Origin of the sequence: Nostoc sp. FACHB-888 (assembly GCF_014696655.1) — a bacterium.
Lineage (GTDB): Bacteria > Cyanobacteriota > Cyanobacteriia > Cyanobacteriales > Nostocaceae > Nostoc.
In genome coordinates, this window is sequence record NZ_JACJQM010000002.1 from 259,482 (window position 1) to 275,567 (window position 16,086).

The following is a 16,086-nucleotide window of genomic DNA, read 5'->3' on the forward strand; positions in this document are numbered from 1 at the left end:
CCATAGTAAGAAATTAACTCAATGACTAAAATTATAGAAAAATCTACCGAGAGAAGACTCCATCTAGCCCTTAAAAAGGGGGGAACTTCTAAAGTCTCCTTTTTAAGGGCTAGGGTGGATTTAGGTTTCAGGCTTCAGTGCGTAAGTCCTATCTACCACTTTCGGGGAGAGCGAAACTGGATTGAGAACATTGGCAAAATAGTGTTTCCGTCCCAATGGCGATGGATTTTCTAACAACATACCTTCTGAATAGGTCTAACTACGCCATCGAAGTATCTTTTCTTTAATTGGGTTAACGAAAGAACGCCCCTGTATTTGAGACTTAGCAAATTCTGCCTTCAATCTATAATACCAACGAGCTTGGGCATCAGCATCTCCAACCAAAGTTAAGGATGGATTATGTTTCAAGCCGATTTGTTGTTTAAGCAAAATTTCTCGATCTTGATTGAGAAAACTACGCGTAAAGAATAGTAACAATGCCTGGAGAATAGGAAACCAAGGTAAAGTTGTGTAAAACATAGTTGTTTCTTCGGTTTCAGTTTCGGAAATGGGAGTAATTGCTGTTAAATTACAAACTATATGTTTATCAGTGGACACCCGCTCAATACGAATTCCCGGTAAACGGAATGAGATTTCAATCTGTGGATTGCGTCCAATTAAGCGATAGAACAAGGTTTGTTGTTCTAGTGGGTGCTTTCGCATGGTAAAGCCGTACAAAGATGGTTCAAAGGTTTTGACTACCTCCTTCAGTGTTTCAGGAGAACGCCACCACCAAGCCTGGTGAACGAAAGCAATATGAGCAGGATCGATCAGTCCTACTACGGCGTGATCAACATCACAGGGAAAGTGAATGCACTCAACAGCTTGGTGGCTTTGATCGGCAAACTCAGGGATTCGTGGGATGTCTTCTAAGATTAAGGAAGTCTCATCATTTGACATATAAATCCAAATATTTCCTTGCGCCTCTTCTATTGGATAACTTTTCGTTTCACTTACCTTGGCAAAGACTGTGCCTGAGCGATCGCGACTAAAAACGATTGGCTCGTTCAAGAGTGTTTTTGAAAGTATTTGTCCAGCTTTTAGTTGCTTACTTGGTAATGCATAGTACCAAGTATTTCTTAAAAATAAAGGTGTTTTTACCATCTTAGAATTAGGATTAAAGCGATTGTGCGATCGCAAATGAGTTTATTTGAAATTAATGCAGGGAAATGTATTACGAAAACTGTTTAAGGCATAAAATTTTTTGATGATTTAAGATATTGTTGCTTTTGCCCTGAAGTCGGTAGACTCGCACCAAGTCTGCGGGACGCCCCTCTGCTTTTAGGGGTGCAACATAGGAGAAGCTTTGCTTTTGCACACCTAGTGAAGAGTAGACAATTCCCCTTTTGCTCACAGTAACACTCCAAAAAGGTTCTGTACCTCCGGCGATGAATTCTTCACTACTAGCAGTTTGTGCAACAACGAGACTATTCCTAATAATAGATGATTCATTGGCAGTACTGGGGCTGTTAGCTAGTAAGCTAGCGCCAAATCCGAGCAGAGCAACACAACAGATGAAAGTTTTCATGTATCGAGAATTTATGGCTACTAATTTACAATACTCTTGTATATTATTGGACAACTCTAACTATACAGCACTCAAAAGACGTGGAACAGTTCTGCCCTACTGCTCCCCTCAAGTATCCGCGTACTCATAATAATTCCGGTGTGTCATCATCTAAATAGAGGTTTGTTAGAAGGAGAAGACGGTGCGGAGTGTACCTGTCAGGATTGCGCCATTGACGCCTTGATTAGCTGGATTTGTAATCATTTGAAACACAGGTGTGACACGGATATTACCATTAATTGGAAAATTGTAGAAAGCCTCGAAATTCGTTTGTGTCGAATCTCCTATTTCACTTGCAATGAACGGTTGTCCTACAGCTATGCCTGCCAGAGCATTTTCAATGAATAGATCCACAAAAGCGACACCCGCCATCCAATAGCTAGGCTTTAAATCACCAAAGGCAGTATTGGCGTAGCTACCGTAACCATAGCGTCCAAAGACAGCAATACAGTCTGAAAGCGTCAATTCCAAGTTGGCTCCAAAGACATCAAACTCCCCTCCTAAAATACTACCGCCCGCATATTGCAAGCGTAGCGCAAACGTTCTAGAAGGAGCGTATTCTAACTCAATGATTCCTTGATAAGGATCGCCAAACAGCCCTCCTTCTCCTCGTCCGTTGGGATAAAGAATGTATCCCAGTGGGAAAATACCAGGAACTGGAGAAGAACTCTCTATTCTCGATTGACTTGCAGATGGCGCCACATAAGCAGCTCGCGCCGTAAATGCGCCTTCATTCGGATTCCATCTGACAACAGCACCCGCTCCTAGCCCTTGAACTGGAAAAAGAATATAGTTGTTTACCAATGCTTGCGTAGAGAAGTTTAAAAAACTGACATTTGCATAACGGTTGATGTCTACATAGTCAGTCAGACTGATGACTGGGCCCAGGGAAAGCGTCAAATCCTCAGATGGAGAAAAGGTATAATTCAGACGGGACACGCCAAACTCTTCAACGGGCGGTTTGGCTGAATAGTCTAAAACGCTGCCAAAACTGGGTTCTAATAATCCTGCTGCATTGTCGTCTGCCCCATTGCTGCCAATTTCTAGCCAGAGTTCTAGTGCATCTGTTCCATTAAAACTTGTAGTCAAGTCTAGGGTAGCTCGGTAAAGGAATGTAGAATTTGGATCTTTTGTCGCAATTTCTCTGCCTGTGACATCAACAATGCGATCGCCACTATAGCCTCCCTCAGTAGCTCCAAACACAACTATTCCTGACAATGTGGTGGTTGTCGAGAACTTGTTAGTTTCCAACTCAGCAGTTCGGGCTGCCAATCCATCTACACGCTCTTGTAATGTGCTTAATTCACCAGAAAACTCTTCTTGAAGTCCTTGTAATATCTCTAAATCATCACGAGATATTCGTGAACCAGTTCCTTGAGCAATTTGTTCGCTGATTTGTTTAAGTGTTACGTTCAATGCTACTGCAAATTCGTAGCGAGTCATTACTTGATCGCCCCGAAAAGTTTGGTCTGGATAGCTTATAAGAATGTCATATCGAGCGATCAAAGATTGAAGCACCTGAAATGCCCAATTTGTAGGTTGAACATCATCTAGTTGATTTACTGAAGTCACTTGTCCTTGTAGCATTGCGCCTGATTCTTGGGGAATACTTTCAGGAATTAGCTGGGTAATTGAAGTTGGAGTAACAGGAGAAAGTTTTTCCTCAACAGTCTCGGCTAAGGTAGGAGTTGCATGATTTAGGATGACGAAGCTCAAAATACTCAAACAACCCATTATATGAAAATTTGCAAACCAATAATTTTGCATACTTCAGCAGTAGATTTTTAGAAGGGTTAGCGCTTACGTCCAAGCGTGAGTGCTACCAAAAGCAACGAGCAACATAAAACATCCCGGCGGCATTAGCCAAACGATGTTGCGATTCATAATCATTGAAAAGATAGAGAGCAATACATTGCAGGCAATACAAAACTTAGTCGCTCGATTCAGATGCAGGTAGTAGATTGCCAAGTTTCTACAACTTGTTGGATGGTTTCATAAGCAGTTACGATCGCTTTTTTTCGTTCGTCAGCACCCACTGTCAGATTTTCGGCATGGATAAACGTGACATCAGCTACACCAATAAAGTCAAACACTGCCCGCAAGTAAGGCTCTTGAAAATCGAGTGGTTCGCCTGCATAACTTCCGCCTCGTGTTGTAATTACCAGCGCTTTTTTATCGTTCAACAGTCCTTCGTAACCATCAGCACCCACCACAAACGTTCGTCTAACTCTCACAATCTGATCGATGTATGCCTTGAAACTGGCAGGTACACTATAGTTGTACATAGGAATGCCAAAGATATAGAGGTTTGCCGCCAGCAGTTCAGCAATCAATTCATCGGAAATCATCAAGGCAGATTCTAATGCTGGAGTGAGTTGAGCCGGGGGGCAAAACGCAGCAGTAATCTAGGTTTCATCGATCGCGGGTACTGGATAACGTCCTAAATCGCGATAGATGACAGGAACATCTGGATGCATTTGTTTCCACAGGGTCACAAATTGCTGGGTTAAGGAGCGTGAGATAGAGCGCTCACCGCGTGGGCTAGAATCAAGGTGCAAAAGTTTCATGGATTAATCCTCTTAAAACCTGTTTGTAGAGTCAAAAGAACAATTACATCAGGTGTTGTATGAGTAAGATTGCAGCTTAGAAATAAAGATGACTAAGCATTCTGCTGGTTTTTTGCTATTCGTTGATATCTGACAAAAAGTAGGGCATTGCAAACCAGCAAGACTGCACCAAAGCCAAATAGCGTGTGCATCACGCCAAATTTGTCAGACACAAAGCCAATCAGAATTACAGGGATACCGTACCCCAAATAAGCGCAGACAAAATAGCCAGAGGTGAAGGAAGCAGATTGAGTGCCGCTCATCTGTACCACTTCAGCCAATCCACCCAGGTAGGTGAACCCGTAGCACGCCGTTCCAGCGATCGCCACTCCTGCCAGCACCAACCCTAAATGACCGAGCCACGCTCCACATGTGAAGCTAAAATAGCCAGCTACCAGCAGAACAGCACTGATCTGAAGTGATCGGCGTGCCTCTAGCCGACGGGCAAAAGGTTGAAACATAACCCCCGCAATCGTAATGATGAACAACATCAAACCTGCCCAGTTCGGTAGACCATATCTTGCTAACTGGGTAAGTAAAATTACACCGACAATTCCTGCCAAAGACCATGCCAATGCGATCGCTAACCCTGCCCAAACTGTGCCCATTGAGAAGCTTGGCAGCCGGATCAACGCTGCTGAAGTCGTTGCCTGTTCTGGAATACTAATAATTAAACCAATACAGCCCAGAAGTAAAATAAAGACGACCCAATAGCTAAACGGCACCAGTGAATAGCGATAAAACAAAGCGGCATTCGTAAACAGCGCACCACTGGAAAAGCCCAAAGCAGTAGTTAAGCTAACGTAAGCAGAAACCTTCGTGGCATTTTGTGGCATCAGCGTTGATAGGTATGCCGTTCCTGTTCCAGTCATAAAACCAACACCAATTCCTTGTAGAACTCGTGTGACGAACAGCGTGTAGATATTCGGCTGAACAATCATTAAAAACGTTGCGACACAAGCCAATAGCAAGCTTGTGAGGATGACAGTTTTGCGTCCAATCCGGTCAGAGGCTCCACCCAGCAGAACCAGCGCCGGCAACAATCCTGCAATGTAGGTTGAGAAAGCGATCGCCGAAACACCACTACCAAAACCTGCCATCTTTGCATAAGTACCATACAGGGGAATTTGCAAATTCGTTGCGTGAGTGATGAGAAAAATGGCTATTGCCACAATGAACTGGGGCCGTTTCATTGTGAAACTCCTGAAAGACAAGTTGTATCCGTCAAAAAAACCTTGGTTTGCATTAAATATGCGATTGTTCCAGCAAACTTCAGGCGGTGTAGCTGCACTTTATAAAGAACAATCTTGATAAACTAACTCTACAAAACCGTCTCAATGCCGTCTTGCACGTTCTTGAGTTTTTGGACACATTCTTACTGACTTTTGAGAAATACTTTGGGACTTACGCCTACCAATCGTTTGAAGTGACGGCTGAGGTGGCTTTGATGGGTGAAGCCAAGACTGTAAGCAATTTCTGCGATCGTCAAATTACTTTGTCGCAGTAACTGCTTGGCGCGATTAACTCTGCACTGAATCACATACTGATGTGGTGCTAATCCGGTTGAATGTTTGAATAACATTGAAAAATAACTCGGACTCATTTGCACAATGGTTGCCAGTTCGGCAAGCGTCAAGTCCTGCTCAAGGTGCTGATGAATGAAATCAATCACCTGCTGCAATTGTCTTTTGGCTAAACCACTCTGAGGTCTAGAGATGGATCTTTGGGCTGAGTAGTGCCGCAATAAATGAGTCATCAGAGCAGCTGTTAACGAATTAATATAGAGACGACTGCCAACTCCGCTAGACTCAAGCTCTGACTTGAGCGTGAAGCCAAGACTGTAAATCAAGGGGTCAGGTTTGCTGAAACTGGGGACAAGCTCGACATCAGTGGCAGTCGTTAGATCGAAGGTATGACGTGCAAACGTCCTCGCCTCAAAACTGAGAGTAATAAATTCGTACTCGGTGTTCCAATAAGCCGAATTGAGGACATCAGCTGGCACAACCGTCACATCGCCATATCCAAATTGCCGCTTTTGAAAGCGATGTTCGATCATCTCTTCAACCATTGGCGGCGATGGGCTGCGATCGTGAATGATAATGCGATGTTGCCTGGAATAATTTTCTGCCAACTGATGCGGTGGATGGCGATGATATTGCAGTTGAATGCCGTCCCATCCTGCTTTGTCACTGGAGAGTAATGGCGCTTCCGGGTAAAGCTTCAGTACATCATCCTGCTGAACAAAGTCAACAACTAAGAGATCTGAAGTTACCATTGCTTGGCTCCTTCTATGGAACTGGATACTGATCAAATTGCTGCATCAGATGCAGTAGCTCAGTTTGGCTGGGTTGCCGCCCGTTTTCGGTTAACCGGGCTAACCCCTCAAAGTACTGCTCCCGTGAATCGGCAGGGCAAAAGAGGATCAGTAGGGTCGATCTCACTGTTCCAGGATTAGAGAACCCATGCGGCGTATTTTCTGGCACGAGCATCATTGCGCCCGGTGCAGCCATAATTGTTTGCCGATCCAACAGCAACTCCACTTCTCCCTCTACCACATAAAATATCTCGGTCAATTGCTTGTGGATGTGTGGACTGGCTCCTTTCGTTCCTGGTTCCATAACAAATTCAAACAAGCCAAAGTGTCCATTTGTGTTCTCCCCAGTCACTTTGAATGTGCAGGTACTGGTGCCTAGTTTAACGGACTTTCCTTCACCGGGTTGCAGAACAATCGGTAACGACATTAGAAGCTCCTCTGGATTAAGAATTGGGAATTGCAGCAACGGCGTCTATCTCAAACAATAGCCCCTCGACTGCTAATCTGGGTACAGGAATCAAAGTACTGGTGGGTTTGCGATCGCCCGACCACATCTCATTCCGTACGGCTGAGATCAATTGCTGTTTTTCGGCATCGTGATCAACTGAGAGTACTGTAATTTTCACAACGTCTTCTGGGGTTGCCCCAACTGCTGCTAATGCTGCACGAAGGTTAGCAAATGCCTGTTTCAACTGAGCCGCAAAGTCAGCCGCAACCAGATTGCCCGTCTCATCCATGCCCAATTGACCTGCAATATAGATAAGAGTTGTGTTAGCGGGAACCGTTACAACATGGGTGAAACCGTAATGAGATGGATCGAAGAATCCAGGGGGATTGAGGTGCTGAATTTGTTGAACCATGATTTGACTCTTAAATCAATTTTGTTGAAAGTTGTCAGTGCAGGATATCAACTGAGTAAAGACAAAATTGCTCAGGCATAGCGATCGGACATCGCCGGAATATCAATCTCTTTCACACAGGAGACGCGCGATAGTTGACGCAAACAGCGCAGTAAGAGAACCAAATCCTGCATTGGAATTTGCCTGCTGTCGTAGGTTTGGATTGCTGCCTCTGCCCCAGCTTCATAGGCGATTTCTGCCGCAATACTACCTGGGTTGAGCGAAGTCACTGGAATACGATGCTCTCGTAAACATTCCCGCAGGGCATGAACCACACCCCGCAGCCCAAATTTAGATGCAGTATTCGCCACTTCCGGTGCGCCAGAGTTATCTAAGCCCGAAAGCGAACTCATATAGACAACACGGGGATTGGTTGAACGCTTGAGATTTGGCAACAACCGATGAGTACAGAAAATCGCAGCCAGCAGATTCACTTGGATAATTTGTTCCATCTCTTCTAGAGTGGATTTTTCAAAGGAATAGGTTGGCTCAAACGCATTCTCCTCCCAAATCCCGGCGTTGTAGAACAGAAAGTCAACCGCGCGATCGCCAATTGCCTCAGCCACTTTAGCCGCAGCAGTCTGAGTAAGCGATAAGTCTGCCGGAATCCAAACTCTAGACACTTGATCGGCGCGATCAAGGCTAGGAGGGCGAGTTCTGGAGATGAGAAACACCGTATCGCCTGCATCCGGCAACCCAACACTGAAGCCTAAGCCAACGCCGCGACTAGCTCCAAAGATCGCAATATTTGCCATTACTGCACCAACTTGAGAAGTTGCAACTTTATAAAGAAAAACCTTTAGTAAGAATCATAAGTGCTTAACTTGACTTTGTAAAGCTTCTTCTTTAATTTATTAAGTATGAAAGCAGAATCAACTAGCGTTCGGACTCGACGGGCGATCGTCCAATATCTCAAACAGGAAGGAGCAACGGATGCGGAAACCCTTGCCTCCCACTTGAACATCACCGCAATGGCAGTGCGGCAGCATATCTATGCTTTGCAAAAAGAAGGATTTGTGACGTACCAGAAAGAAGCACGTCCGATGGGACGGCCTGCCAAGTTATGGGAGTTAACGCCTGCTGCTGATCGTTTCTTCCCCGATCGCTACGCTGAGTTAACGTTGGGTCTGATTAACTCAATGAAAGAGGCATTTGGTGAAGAGGGATTTGATCGGCTACTGGAAGTCAGAACTCGCGAACAAATTCAAGCGTATCGAGCAATCATGCCTCGGTATGCTCCGCTTCAACAGCAACTAGAAGCGTTAGCAGTCCAGCGAACCGAGGAAGGCTACATGGCAGAGGTCACGGCTCAAAGTGATGGCACTTTTCTCCTAGCTGAAAAGCATTGCCCCATTTGTGCGGTGGCAACTGCTTGCACTGGGCTGTGTCGGATGGAGTTAGAAATCTTTCAAGCAGCTTTAGGTAACGATGTGAGCATTGAACGAATTGAACACATTTTGGCAGGCGATAGACGTTGTGTATATCTGGTTATCAGTACTTAAACAGAACTGAACAATAAAAAATTCAATTCTGACTCCTGACTCCTGAATTCTGAATTCTCTATTATTAAGAAGCAGAGCCATTTTTTTAGCCAATGTCCAGCAAAACAATCGATGTCCGAGAGTACACCGTTAGAGCGCACAAGCGGGAAATTCATACTCGCGTTTTTAACTTTGTGTGTAAGCAATGTGAGCAACCTACACAACGAGAAACCTTTGGTGTGCGACCACTCTACTGTGAGCAATGCCGTCCTCCTCAACCTCCCAAGCAATCGAAAGTACTCCCTATAGGCAAGAGGAAACCCAGGGCGATGAACTACAAGAGTGGCAAAGGTATTGCTGGGTGATTTTTTGCCTCAAGGTTAACCCTGTTTTATCACTTTCGGAAAGGAATAATCGAAGCTAAACTCTGAAACTTTTATTTAATGAAGCTTTGAGCCTTTATTTTTTAACAGAAACTAAAATTTATAGTCAAAAGCTGAAAAGTAAAGCTCCGAAAGGCTTCCAGGGATTGGCTTCTCTCAGATTGACAAAACGGGGTTAAGAGCGATCGCCAACGGCGGGCGGTGGTTACGCCATCGCACTTTGTGAATGAAGCAGTAGTTATGTGTGAAGTTACGGCAGTTGCATCAAGTGGCCAGCCAGCCGTGATAAGGCTGTGGATTGGCTGTTGCAGGGATTGGTAAGCAAGCCAAACCGTATCTGTCATCCTTGCAGGCAAAGTTGCTGGCGGCTGTTGAAGGGGAGTGGCGATCGCTTCAAAGTAAAAATGCGCTCGCGCACAGATGCTAATTGTGTACTGGCTTGAGAAAGTGTGCGTTGCAACCAACACTCATCTGCCCGGTCAACAGTTCCATAAGTCATGACTTCCACTGGTGCAACACCAATCCCCTTTACTATTGCAGCAAGTTGAGCTTGCCGACGACGTGCTACTTGTGTTGCGATTTGGTATTTAGGGCAAGAAATTGATGGCAAATTCCGCTATCTCAGGGTTTGGAAACTATTTGAAAACAACTGGAAAGTGATTGCAGGAAGTGTGGTTACATTAAACACCGACAACTGAAGACTGCCAGAGCTTTTCGATGATCTCTCTTGCCAGTTTTCGGTCGATACGGGAGTTGCCACGGATGTGAATGATGCCTATCAAGATGACGTGTAGGTGTAGCCCGGCGTAGGCATCGCCCAATCAAAAATTCTGTTTCTAACCCCGACTTTGGCAATATATTAAGTACTATTGCTTATTGACAAATGTTATTTAACCTTAACCTCTCAGGAATGGTGCTGACAGATTTTCAGATCCAGCCTCAAGCTGAGATTGATATGGGCATTTACGCACTGTATTTATCGAATCGTAGACATTTGCTACGGGTGAAAGCGTTTATTGATTTTTTAGCAAAACGATTTGGCAGTCTGCCCTACTGGGAAGATACTGCAATTTAAGGGTGCAGGAATTGATGGAATAGATTTGCTGTCTATTTAGAGAGATTCGGTTCCACAACATCAGGAAAGCTCTTAAAATTGCGCCGCACCCAATCCATGCCTACTTCATTGTTGAGTTTAATTTTCTGAGGTGTATCTGGATAAATTTTGCTTAAAATATCTGCATCTTGATCAACAACAACCTTGCCAAATTTTAGATAGGTGCTGCCAAACAGCTTAAAGGTTGGATGCTTTGCCTGACCAAACAGTAAAATATAAGTCCGGGTGCGATTCTCAGCTTCTGGCACGAAGAAATGACACTGGGCAGCTTTACCAAGCGGCATTTCGCCGTGAAAAATTATCAGGGATGGAAAGTGGTTTTCCAGGTGCGCTTTGATGGTACTGGGCAACAGCATTAAGTCAGGCTTTCTCAGCTTTTGGCTTAGGCTGTAGGGAGCGGTCGGCATATTGTAGAACGCATGGGAATGATGCCCATCGTCAACAAACTGATGAAACTCCACTTTGGTAATCCGAAATAAATCTCGGTGAGTACCATTTTGATGATTGTAGTCATGCATATTCAGCAGCATCGTCAGCAGATCCGTCTCGATGCTGCGATCGCCTGTATGCCCAACAAAATAGTATTTTTCTGCGATTTCATTCAACACAGTCGGAATGGCTATCTTCGGCGCGTAGCCGCCATAGGACCAGATGAAATCCCCTTGAGTGATTAATTCTAGAGGTTGTAATTGAGCTAACGTTTTCTTACCTGATCCGGGTAAAACTGTACAACCTGCGGCATCAAACTGCAACGCATGAAATGGACAGACAACTGCACTTGTCCCATCGCTTTGAACTTCACACCATCCTTCCGATAGCATTGCGCCCATGTGAGGGCAGGCATTGGGTAAGGCATGAATGGCTCCGGCAACATCCTTCCACATCACGTAATCACTGCCGTATAAAGAAATTTTTCGGGGTTGGTTTACAGACAACATAGACTTGTGCGCCAATAACCAAGGCGCACCGGGAAGCATTGACTGCATGGTGTTTGTTCTCCGTTAAAGATAAAATTGTGAAAAATCCGTCGTGTTTCTAAAATATGACAGAATGTTCACGTTCGTCAAGCAGCGAGTTATCAAAAAATCTCCGTCGGCAACCCAAACAGCAGCGGGGTAAAGCACGGGTTGAAAAAATCCTGGATGCAGCAGCGGCGGTCTTTGATGAAGTGGGCTACGAAGCGGCGACGACTCATCTAATCGCAGCTAAAGCGGGAACAGCAATCGGCTCTCTCTATCAGTTTTTTCCTGACAAAGCTGCTATTTTCAGGGCGATGGAGTTACGCCATACGGAGCGAGTGAAAGCGATGTGGGCACGGGTGGACATCCCAGCCATTGTGCAACTGCCGCTTTGCCAAATGATTCATGCGATTGCCACTGCTGTAGCAGCGCTCTTTGAGCAACCCGTGTCACGGGTGGTGTTTGTGCAGTTTTATCTAGCCCGTGAAATTTTCCAGACGATCGATGAAAGCATGACGCAGGAAGCAATCAACTTCATGGCAAGTATTTTGAGGCAACGCAAGCCCGCCCTCGCCGAGGAACAGTACAGTCTGCTGGCAGAAGTGTGTGTGCATAGCAGCAACGCGGTGATGCTGGCAGCCCTCCGCAGCCCAAATCAGGAACACTGCCAACGGTTAATTCAGCAGATTGAGGATTTGCTGGTGTCCTATTTAGAGTCGCATCTGGGAGATTATCAGTCGAATCATGTAATGAAAGTAATGGTATGCCCTCAGTGTCGATCGCAGCAGTTATCGAAAAATGGGTATCGCCGAGGCAAGCAGTGCTACCGCTGCAAGGATTGCGGGCGGCAGTTTGTAGAGGGTGGGCGATCGCATTTCTCCTATCCCAATGAGCCACCTGGGTAACTGGAGCTATCTTGGCGTCACCGTGTCAAACCGGGTAGATTGTACGCGCTTGCCTGAAATTAAGATGAGGTAAACCTTTCAAGAAGTGCTTTTTGGTGAAGGAACTATGGTTATATTTGTTAGATACCAATGCTTGTATTGTTTATCTAAATCGTCCTATATCTCCTGTGAGGCAGAGGTTAGAATCGCTATCACCAGCAGATATTGTTGTTTGTTCGGTAGTAAAAGCCGAACTATTCTATGGTGCAATGCGAAGTAATAATCCCACACGGACTTTAGCATTACAAGAAGCATTCTTAAATAATTTTGTATCTTTGCCTTTTGATGATCGGGCATCTCGAATTTTTGGCACAATTCGGGCAGAGTTAGGGATGCTTGGCTTGGTACACCAATTGGGCCTTATGATTTCTCCAGTAATGATCGCTTGTTTGCCAGAGAGATCGATTCCTTTTATTACCTCAGCAGAGGTGGAATGCCGTCCGAAAGGTATCGTGGGTGCGATTTCAAGCTCATCATTGCTTCGTTTTCAAAATGTTAGCGATCGCCTTGAACTTCAATAGTTTGTCAATTCTTTTTACTTACAGGAATGCGTTGCCACAGATCGGTAAGCTCAATGGTATCGAAGAATGCTACTACCTTGACAATACGCCCATTTTTCATGGTCATATACCAGGAATAGGTGTTGGTATAGGGTTTGCCGTCCTTGGCTGTTGCTGTTCCATCCCATAAGGCAATTACCGTGTCGCCCTCGGCATAAATACCTCGGACACTGGGTACTATTCTGGCGCTCAATCGCTCGTTAATTGGTACTATGGCTTCCTCCAAAAACTGCTTGCGGCTGGTGTAGGTTTTGGAAATTGGACTTCTGCCTGTAATCGTCCATTCCACATCATCAGCCAGCAGATCGAAGAAACTACCAGTGTTATTTGCCCATTTAGCAAAGCCTTCGCGTACTATTTCTTTATTCTGGCTCTGATTAGATTGGACAATCTTGCGAATCTCTGCTTGCTTTGGCTCGGCTGTAGCACTGGCCACAGGTGCTGCGGTGGCTATCATCAAACCAAAGCTAATTAGTAATTTTCGGTGGGGGGCGGTAGTGTATTTTTTCATAAAACCTGTTTCTGGATTAAGTCTGTGTAGAAAACGCTATTTTGTCTTTGTTATCGAATCGAAACGTCAGGCTGCCTGATCTATCAATATTTCCCATGCAATCAAAAACACCAGAGATTAGGCTGCCTTTTCATGGCTAAGTCTTCCACTCCTTATCTGAAATCGGTAGACTCAGCTAGAGTTCGCCATTTTGCCGTCTCTTGCTCGACGTAAGCGTTCTTCTCGGCTATTGTCTGAAGTGTATCTGTGCCTAGAGGTAACCGCAGAGGTGGTTCGTCTGTATTGACAATCTCAAAAATGGCTGGGGCGAGCTTAGTGGGATCTCCTGGCTGTTGGTAGTTAAGTCCAGCCGCTACGTCACGGATTTTCCCGACCGTCTGGGCATAATCAGGGATTTGCACTGCACTCGGACGTAGCGAACTGTTATCGAGAAAACCAGTGCGGAAGTATCCCGGCTCAACCACCGTCGCGTGAATCCCCAACGGGGCTAACTCGCCATGCAGGGCTTCGGTAATGCCTTCGACGGCAAACTTGGTTGAGCCATAGATGCCCCATCCTGGGGAGGAGCGATAGCCGCCGATCGACGATAAATTAATGATGTGTCCAGAGCGGTGCTGACGCATACTGGGTAGCACAGCACGGGTGACATTTAGTAGCCCGAAGACATTGGTGCGATAAACGCTCTCAACCTCTTCGGCACTGCACTCTTCGACAGCTCCTAGCAAGCCAAATCCAGCATTGTTAACCAACACATCGATTTGTCCAAATTTTTCTAGACTTGTGGCGATCGCTGCTTTTACCTGAGCCTCATCGGTGACATCCATGCTCAGTACTAATGCATCTTTACTGGTTGCGAATTGTTGTAAATCGTTGTGATTGCGGGCGGTGGCAATTAATCTGTCACCTGCTGCCAGAACTGCTTTCGCAATCTCGGCACCAAGGCCCCGTGAAGCACCAGTAATCAGCCATGTTCTCTGAGTCATGATTTATCTCCTTAAAATTATTAGGCTTAGTAGCAAAGCTTCGATATGCAATATCTCGTATCCAGCAAACTTGAATTTTGTAACTGATTTGGTATTGGTGTTTGCATGAATTCAATATAGGAAATTGACTCGAACTTGTAGTCAACCCTGGGTTGACTGTTTTACACAATAGTATGATTGATGAATTAGTCAATCTAAAGATGGTAGGTGATTCCAACTTAAGTTGGAATCTAAATTCAACCGAAGGCACAACTATAGTTACAAAACAAGTGCTTCAGGTTTATTTCAAATATTTCTCGAACCATCTCAAGGCAGTTGTACACCGCTATAGGAGAAGCCCCACAGACCTATGCGCTCAGGGTCAACTTTACTTTGCGATGCCTTCGGCGAGCGCAGCTAACACCGGATGCGACTTGATCCGGAGTGTAAAAGGTGACGGAACACTTTAAACCTTTACTTTCAAAAGTGGTTCTTCTTTGCATAACTGCTTACTTTCTGATTGTTAGTTGGGTTTCAAACCCAGGAACATTAATGGCTTGCAGTGACAATAGCTGCGATCAACTCTTTAAGGTTCCAGCGATCGCTATATCGAATCCCATTAATAAACAAAGCTGGGGTAGCCGTTACTCCACTGCGGGTGCCACTTTCGATATCTTGATTGATGCGCTCAAGATGCACATGCTTACACATATCTTGCAGAAATTGGGAGATATCAAGCCCTAGATCGTTGGCATACTCTACTAAATAACCATCTGCTAATTGTTGTTGATGGATAAACAAAATGTCATGTATTTGCCAAAACTGACCTTGAACAGCCGCCGCTTCCGCCGCATGTAGAGCTTGAAAATGAATTTGTATCTGCGGAAAATGGCGGAAAATAAAGCACAAATAATCCTCTCCCAACGAAATACTCAGTTGTCGCCCAATGACTTTCAGCAACCGATAAACATCCGCACTCTCTTGACATTGATAATCTCCATACATCACCAGTACCACAGTGGCACTTAACATCCCCTCGGATGGCAAGAGCATTTCTAGTTCCAGGGTTGCAGTTTGTCCTGCTAAGGCATCATGTAAAAATAAGTTGTACAAAATTTATTTGGAATAGCTTGCTAAATCTAGCTTTCGCACAAAAATTGTTCAGGTTATTTTTACACAAATCCTAAGGCTTGATTGATATACGGTTCAAGAATCTGATAAGTCATGTCCCCCACGAGTTCACGAACAGACTTGCCCAAAATCTCATCTCGACTACAGTTAAGCCACACCTCATAGGTGCGGTTGATAAATCGATGACGTTGATCGGCATCCACATAACTGATACAAGCGGGGAGAGCATCTGTGATCAGCCGTAATTCTTGTTCTCGTAAGCGAAGCTCGTCGTAGACATCGCGCAATGTGGCTTCGCTTTTCTGTAAAGCTGCTGTTCGTTCTGCAACCTGTTGGCATTCTCTCAGTTAGATATTTTTGATTCGTTCCAGCTAGATAAATTTGATACTCCTGTGCAAGTTGGTTGATTGGGTGTCAGAGAAGGATCGATATCTTTAGCCAATAGCGAATGGCACTAAGTTAAGACACAGCCCTTGCCGTGACTAGTTCCTAGCCTGGAGGCTAGGAACTAATTCTGAGAGCCTCCGCCTCTAAAGGCTCGATCGCTGGCAGAGCCTCTCGAAATACATTCCCAGCCTACAGGCTGGAAACGGCGTGAAACAAGACTTTCGGCTTA

19 protein-coding genes and 3 pseudogenes are annotated in these 16,086 nt (G+C 45.1%); 6 read left to right on the top strand and 16 right to left on the bottom strand.

All coding sequences use genetic code 11. From position 1 onward, the window contains the following. Positions 1-255: 255 nt before the first annotated feature. The 9 genes and pseudogenes from H6G26_RS02475 to H6G26_RS02515 all read right to left on the bottom strand — a co-directional run bounded on the left by H6G26_RS02475 (position 256) and on the right by H6G26_RS02515 (position 8,180). Positions 256-1,143: an aromatic ring-hydroxylating dioxygenase subunit alpha gene (locus H6G26_RS02475; protein ID WP_190727751.1), complete on the bottom strand. Its 888-nt coding sequence runs from the start codon at positions 1,141-1,143 to the stop codon at positions 256-258. A gap of 70 nt (positions 1,144-1,213) precedes the next feature. Further along, positions 1,214-1,567 carry a hypothetical protein gene (locus H6G26_RS02480; protein ID WP_242053560.1) on the bottom strand — a complete coding sequence of 118 codons (354 nt, stop codon included), beginning with the start codon at positions 1,565-1,567 and terminating at the stop codon, positions 1,214-1,216. Positions 1,568-1,732: 165 nt separating this feature from the next. Next, the gene (locus H6G26_RS02485) at positions 1,733-3,373 is read right to left on the bottom strand and encodes an iron uptake porin (protein WP_190727752.1); all 1,641 of its coding nucleotides are present in this window, start codon (positions 3,371-3,373) and stop codon (positions 1,733-1,735) included. Positions 3,374-3,549: 176 nt separating this feature from the next. Further along, a pseudogene (locus tag H6G26_RS02490) lies at positions 3,550-4,173 on the bottom strand (FMN-dependent NADH-azoreductase). A 92-nt stretch (positions 4,174-4,265) separates the two neighbouring features. Continuing rightward, entirely contained in the window at positions 4,266-5,405 is a 1,140-nt protein-coding gene (locus H6G26_RS02495) for an MFS transporter (protein ID WP_190727753.1), read from the bottom strand. Positions 5,406-5,587: 182 nt separating this feature from the next. After that, complete coding sequence (locus H6G26_RS02500; protein ID WP_190727754.1) at positions 5,588-6,487, bottom strand: AraC family transcriptional regulator; 900 nt, start codon at positions 6,485-6,487, stop codon at positions 5,588-5,590. A gap of 13 nt (positions 6,488-6,500) precedes the next feature. After that, positions 6,501-6,953 (bottom strand): cupin domain-containing protein, encoded by a 453-nt coding sequence (locus tag H6G26_RS02505; RefSeq protein ID WP_190727755.1) that lies wholly within the window; start codon positions 6,951-6,953, stop codon positions 6,501-6,503. A gap of 16 nt (positions 6,954-6,969) precedes the next feature. Further along, positions 6,970-7,386, bottom strand: coding sequence for a RidA family protein (locus tag H6G26_RS02510; protein WP_190727756.1), 417 nt, complete (start codon positions 7,384-7,386; stop codon positions 6,970-6,972). A gap of 71 nt (positions 7,387-7,457) precedes the next feature. Then, positions 7,458-8,180 carry an SDR family oxidoreductase gene (locus H6G26_RS02515; protein WP_190727757.1) on the bottom strand — a complete coding sequence of 241 codons (723 nt, stop codon included), beginning with the start codon at positions 8,178-8,180 and terminating at the stop codon, positions 7,458-7,460. A 105-nt stretch (positions 8,181-8,285) separates the two neighbouring features. Here H6G26_RS02515 and H6G26_RS02520 point away from each other — a divergent pair, with 105 nt between their 5' ends. Further along, a complete protein-coding gene (locus H6G26_RS02520; RefSeq protein ID WP_190727758.1) occupies positions 8,286-8,927 on the top strand; it encodes a metalloregulator ArsR/SmtB family transcription factor in 642 nt (213 codons plus the stop codon). Between the two features lie 92 nt (positions 8,928-9,019). After that, a complete protein-coding gene (locus H6G26_RS02525) occupies positions 9,020-9,271 on the top strand; it encodes a hypothetical protein (protein WP_190727759.1) in 252 nt (83 codons plus the stop codon). Between the two features lie 101 nt (positions 9,272-9,372). On the opposite strand, the gene H6G26_RS02530 is transcribed toward H6G26_RS02525, so the two are convergent. Both H6G26_RS02530 and H6G26_RS02535 read right to left on the bottom strand, forming a co-directional pair. After that, the gene (locus tag H6G26_RS02530; protein WP_190727760.1) at positions 9,373-9,633 is read right to left on the bottom strand and encodes a hypothetical protein; all 261 of its coding nucleotides are present in this window, start codon (positions 9,631-9,633) and stop codon (positions 9,373-9,375) included. After that, positions 9,630-9,899, bottom strand: a complete 270-nt coding sequence (locus H6G26_RS02535; protein ID WP_190727761.1) for a hypothetical protein — start codon at positions 9,897-9,899, stop codon at positions 9,630-9,632. Before H6G26_RS02535 ends, H6G26_RS02530 begins: the two co-directional genes overlap by 4 nt. A gap of 273 nt (positions 9,900-10,172) precedes the next feature. Here H6G26_RS02535 and H6G26_RS02540 point away from each other — a divergent pair, with 273 nt between their 5' ends. Then, positions 10,173-10,364, top strand: coding sequence for a hypothetical protein (locus H6G26_RS02540; RefSeq protein WP_242053561.1), 192 nt, complete (start codon positions 10,173-10,175; stop codon positions 10,362-10,364). 32 nt (positions 10,365-10,396) lie between these two features. Here the strand turns inward: H6G26_RS02540 and H6G26_RS02545 are convergent, their stop codons facing one another. Then, positions 10,397-11,380: a Rieske 2Fe-2S domain-containing protein gene (locus H6G26_RS02545; protein ID WP_199326610.1), complete on the bottom strand. Its 984-nt coding sequence runs from the start codon at positions 11,378-11,380 to the stop codon at positions 10,397-10,399. A 65-nt stretch (positions 11,381-11,445) separates the two neighbouring features. Between H6G26_RS02545 and H6G26_RS02550 the strand changes: the two are divergent. The 3 genes and pseudogenes from H6G26_RS02550 to H6G26_RS42295 all read left to right on the top strand — a co-directional run. Continuing rightward, positions 11,446-12,063 (top strand): annotated as a pseudogene (locus H6G26_RS02550) (TetR/AcrR family transcriptional regulator); the annotation flags it as partial. Between the two features lie 57 nt (positions 12,064-12,120). Then, positions 12,121-12,219: pseudogene (locus H6G26_RS42290) on the top strand (IS1 family transposase); the annotation flags it as partial. A 143-nt stretch (positions 12,220-12,362) separates the two neighbouring features. Then, positions 12,363-12,827, top strand: coding sequence for a type II toxin-antitoxin system VapC family toxin (locus H6G26_RS42295; RefSeq protein ID WP_347242425.1), 465 nt, complete (start codon positions 12,363-12,365; stop codon positions 12,825-12,827). A gap of 4 nt (positions 12,828-12,831) precedes the next feature. On the opposite strand, the gene H6G26_RS02560 is transcribed toward H6G26_RS42295, so the two are convergent. The 4 genes from H6G26_RS02560 to H6G26_RS41730 form a co-directional block, all read right to left on the bottom strand. Next, positions 12,832-13,377 (bottom strand): nuclear transport factor 2 family protein, encoded by a 546-nt coding sequence (locus H6G26_RS02560; protein ID WP_190727764.1) that lies wholly within the window; start codon positions 13,375-13,377, stop codon positions 12,832-12,834. Between the two features lie 152 nt (positions 13,378-13,529). After that, the gene (locus H6G26_RS02565) at positions 13,530-14,360 is read right to left on the bottom strand and encodes an oxidoreductase (protein ID WP_100897669.1); all 831 of its coding nucleotides are present in this window, start codon (positions 14,358-14,360) and stop codon (positions 13,530-13,532) included. A 528-nt stretch (positions 14,361-14,888) separates the two neighbouring features. Further along, positions 14,889-15,392 (bottom strand): thioredoxin domain-containing protein, encoded by a 504-nt coding sequence (locus H6G26_RS02570; protein WP_190727790.1) that lies wholly within the window; start codon positions 15,390-15,392, stop codon positions 14,889-14,891. 119 nt (positions 15,393-15,511) lie between these two features. Next, positions 15,512-15,757 (bottom strand): PAS domain-containing protein, encoded by a 246-nt coding sequence (locus H6G26_RS41730; RefSeq protein ID WP_199326598.1) that lies wholly within the window; start codon positions 15,755-15,757, stop codon positions 15,512-15,514. Positions 15,758-16,086: the final 329 nt, after the last annotated feature.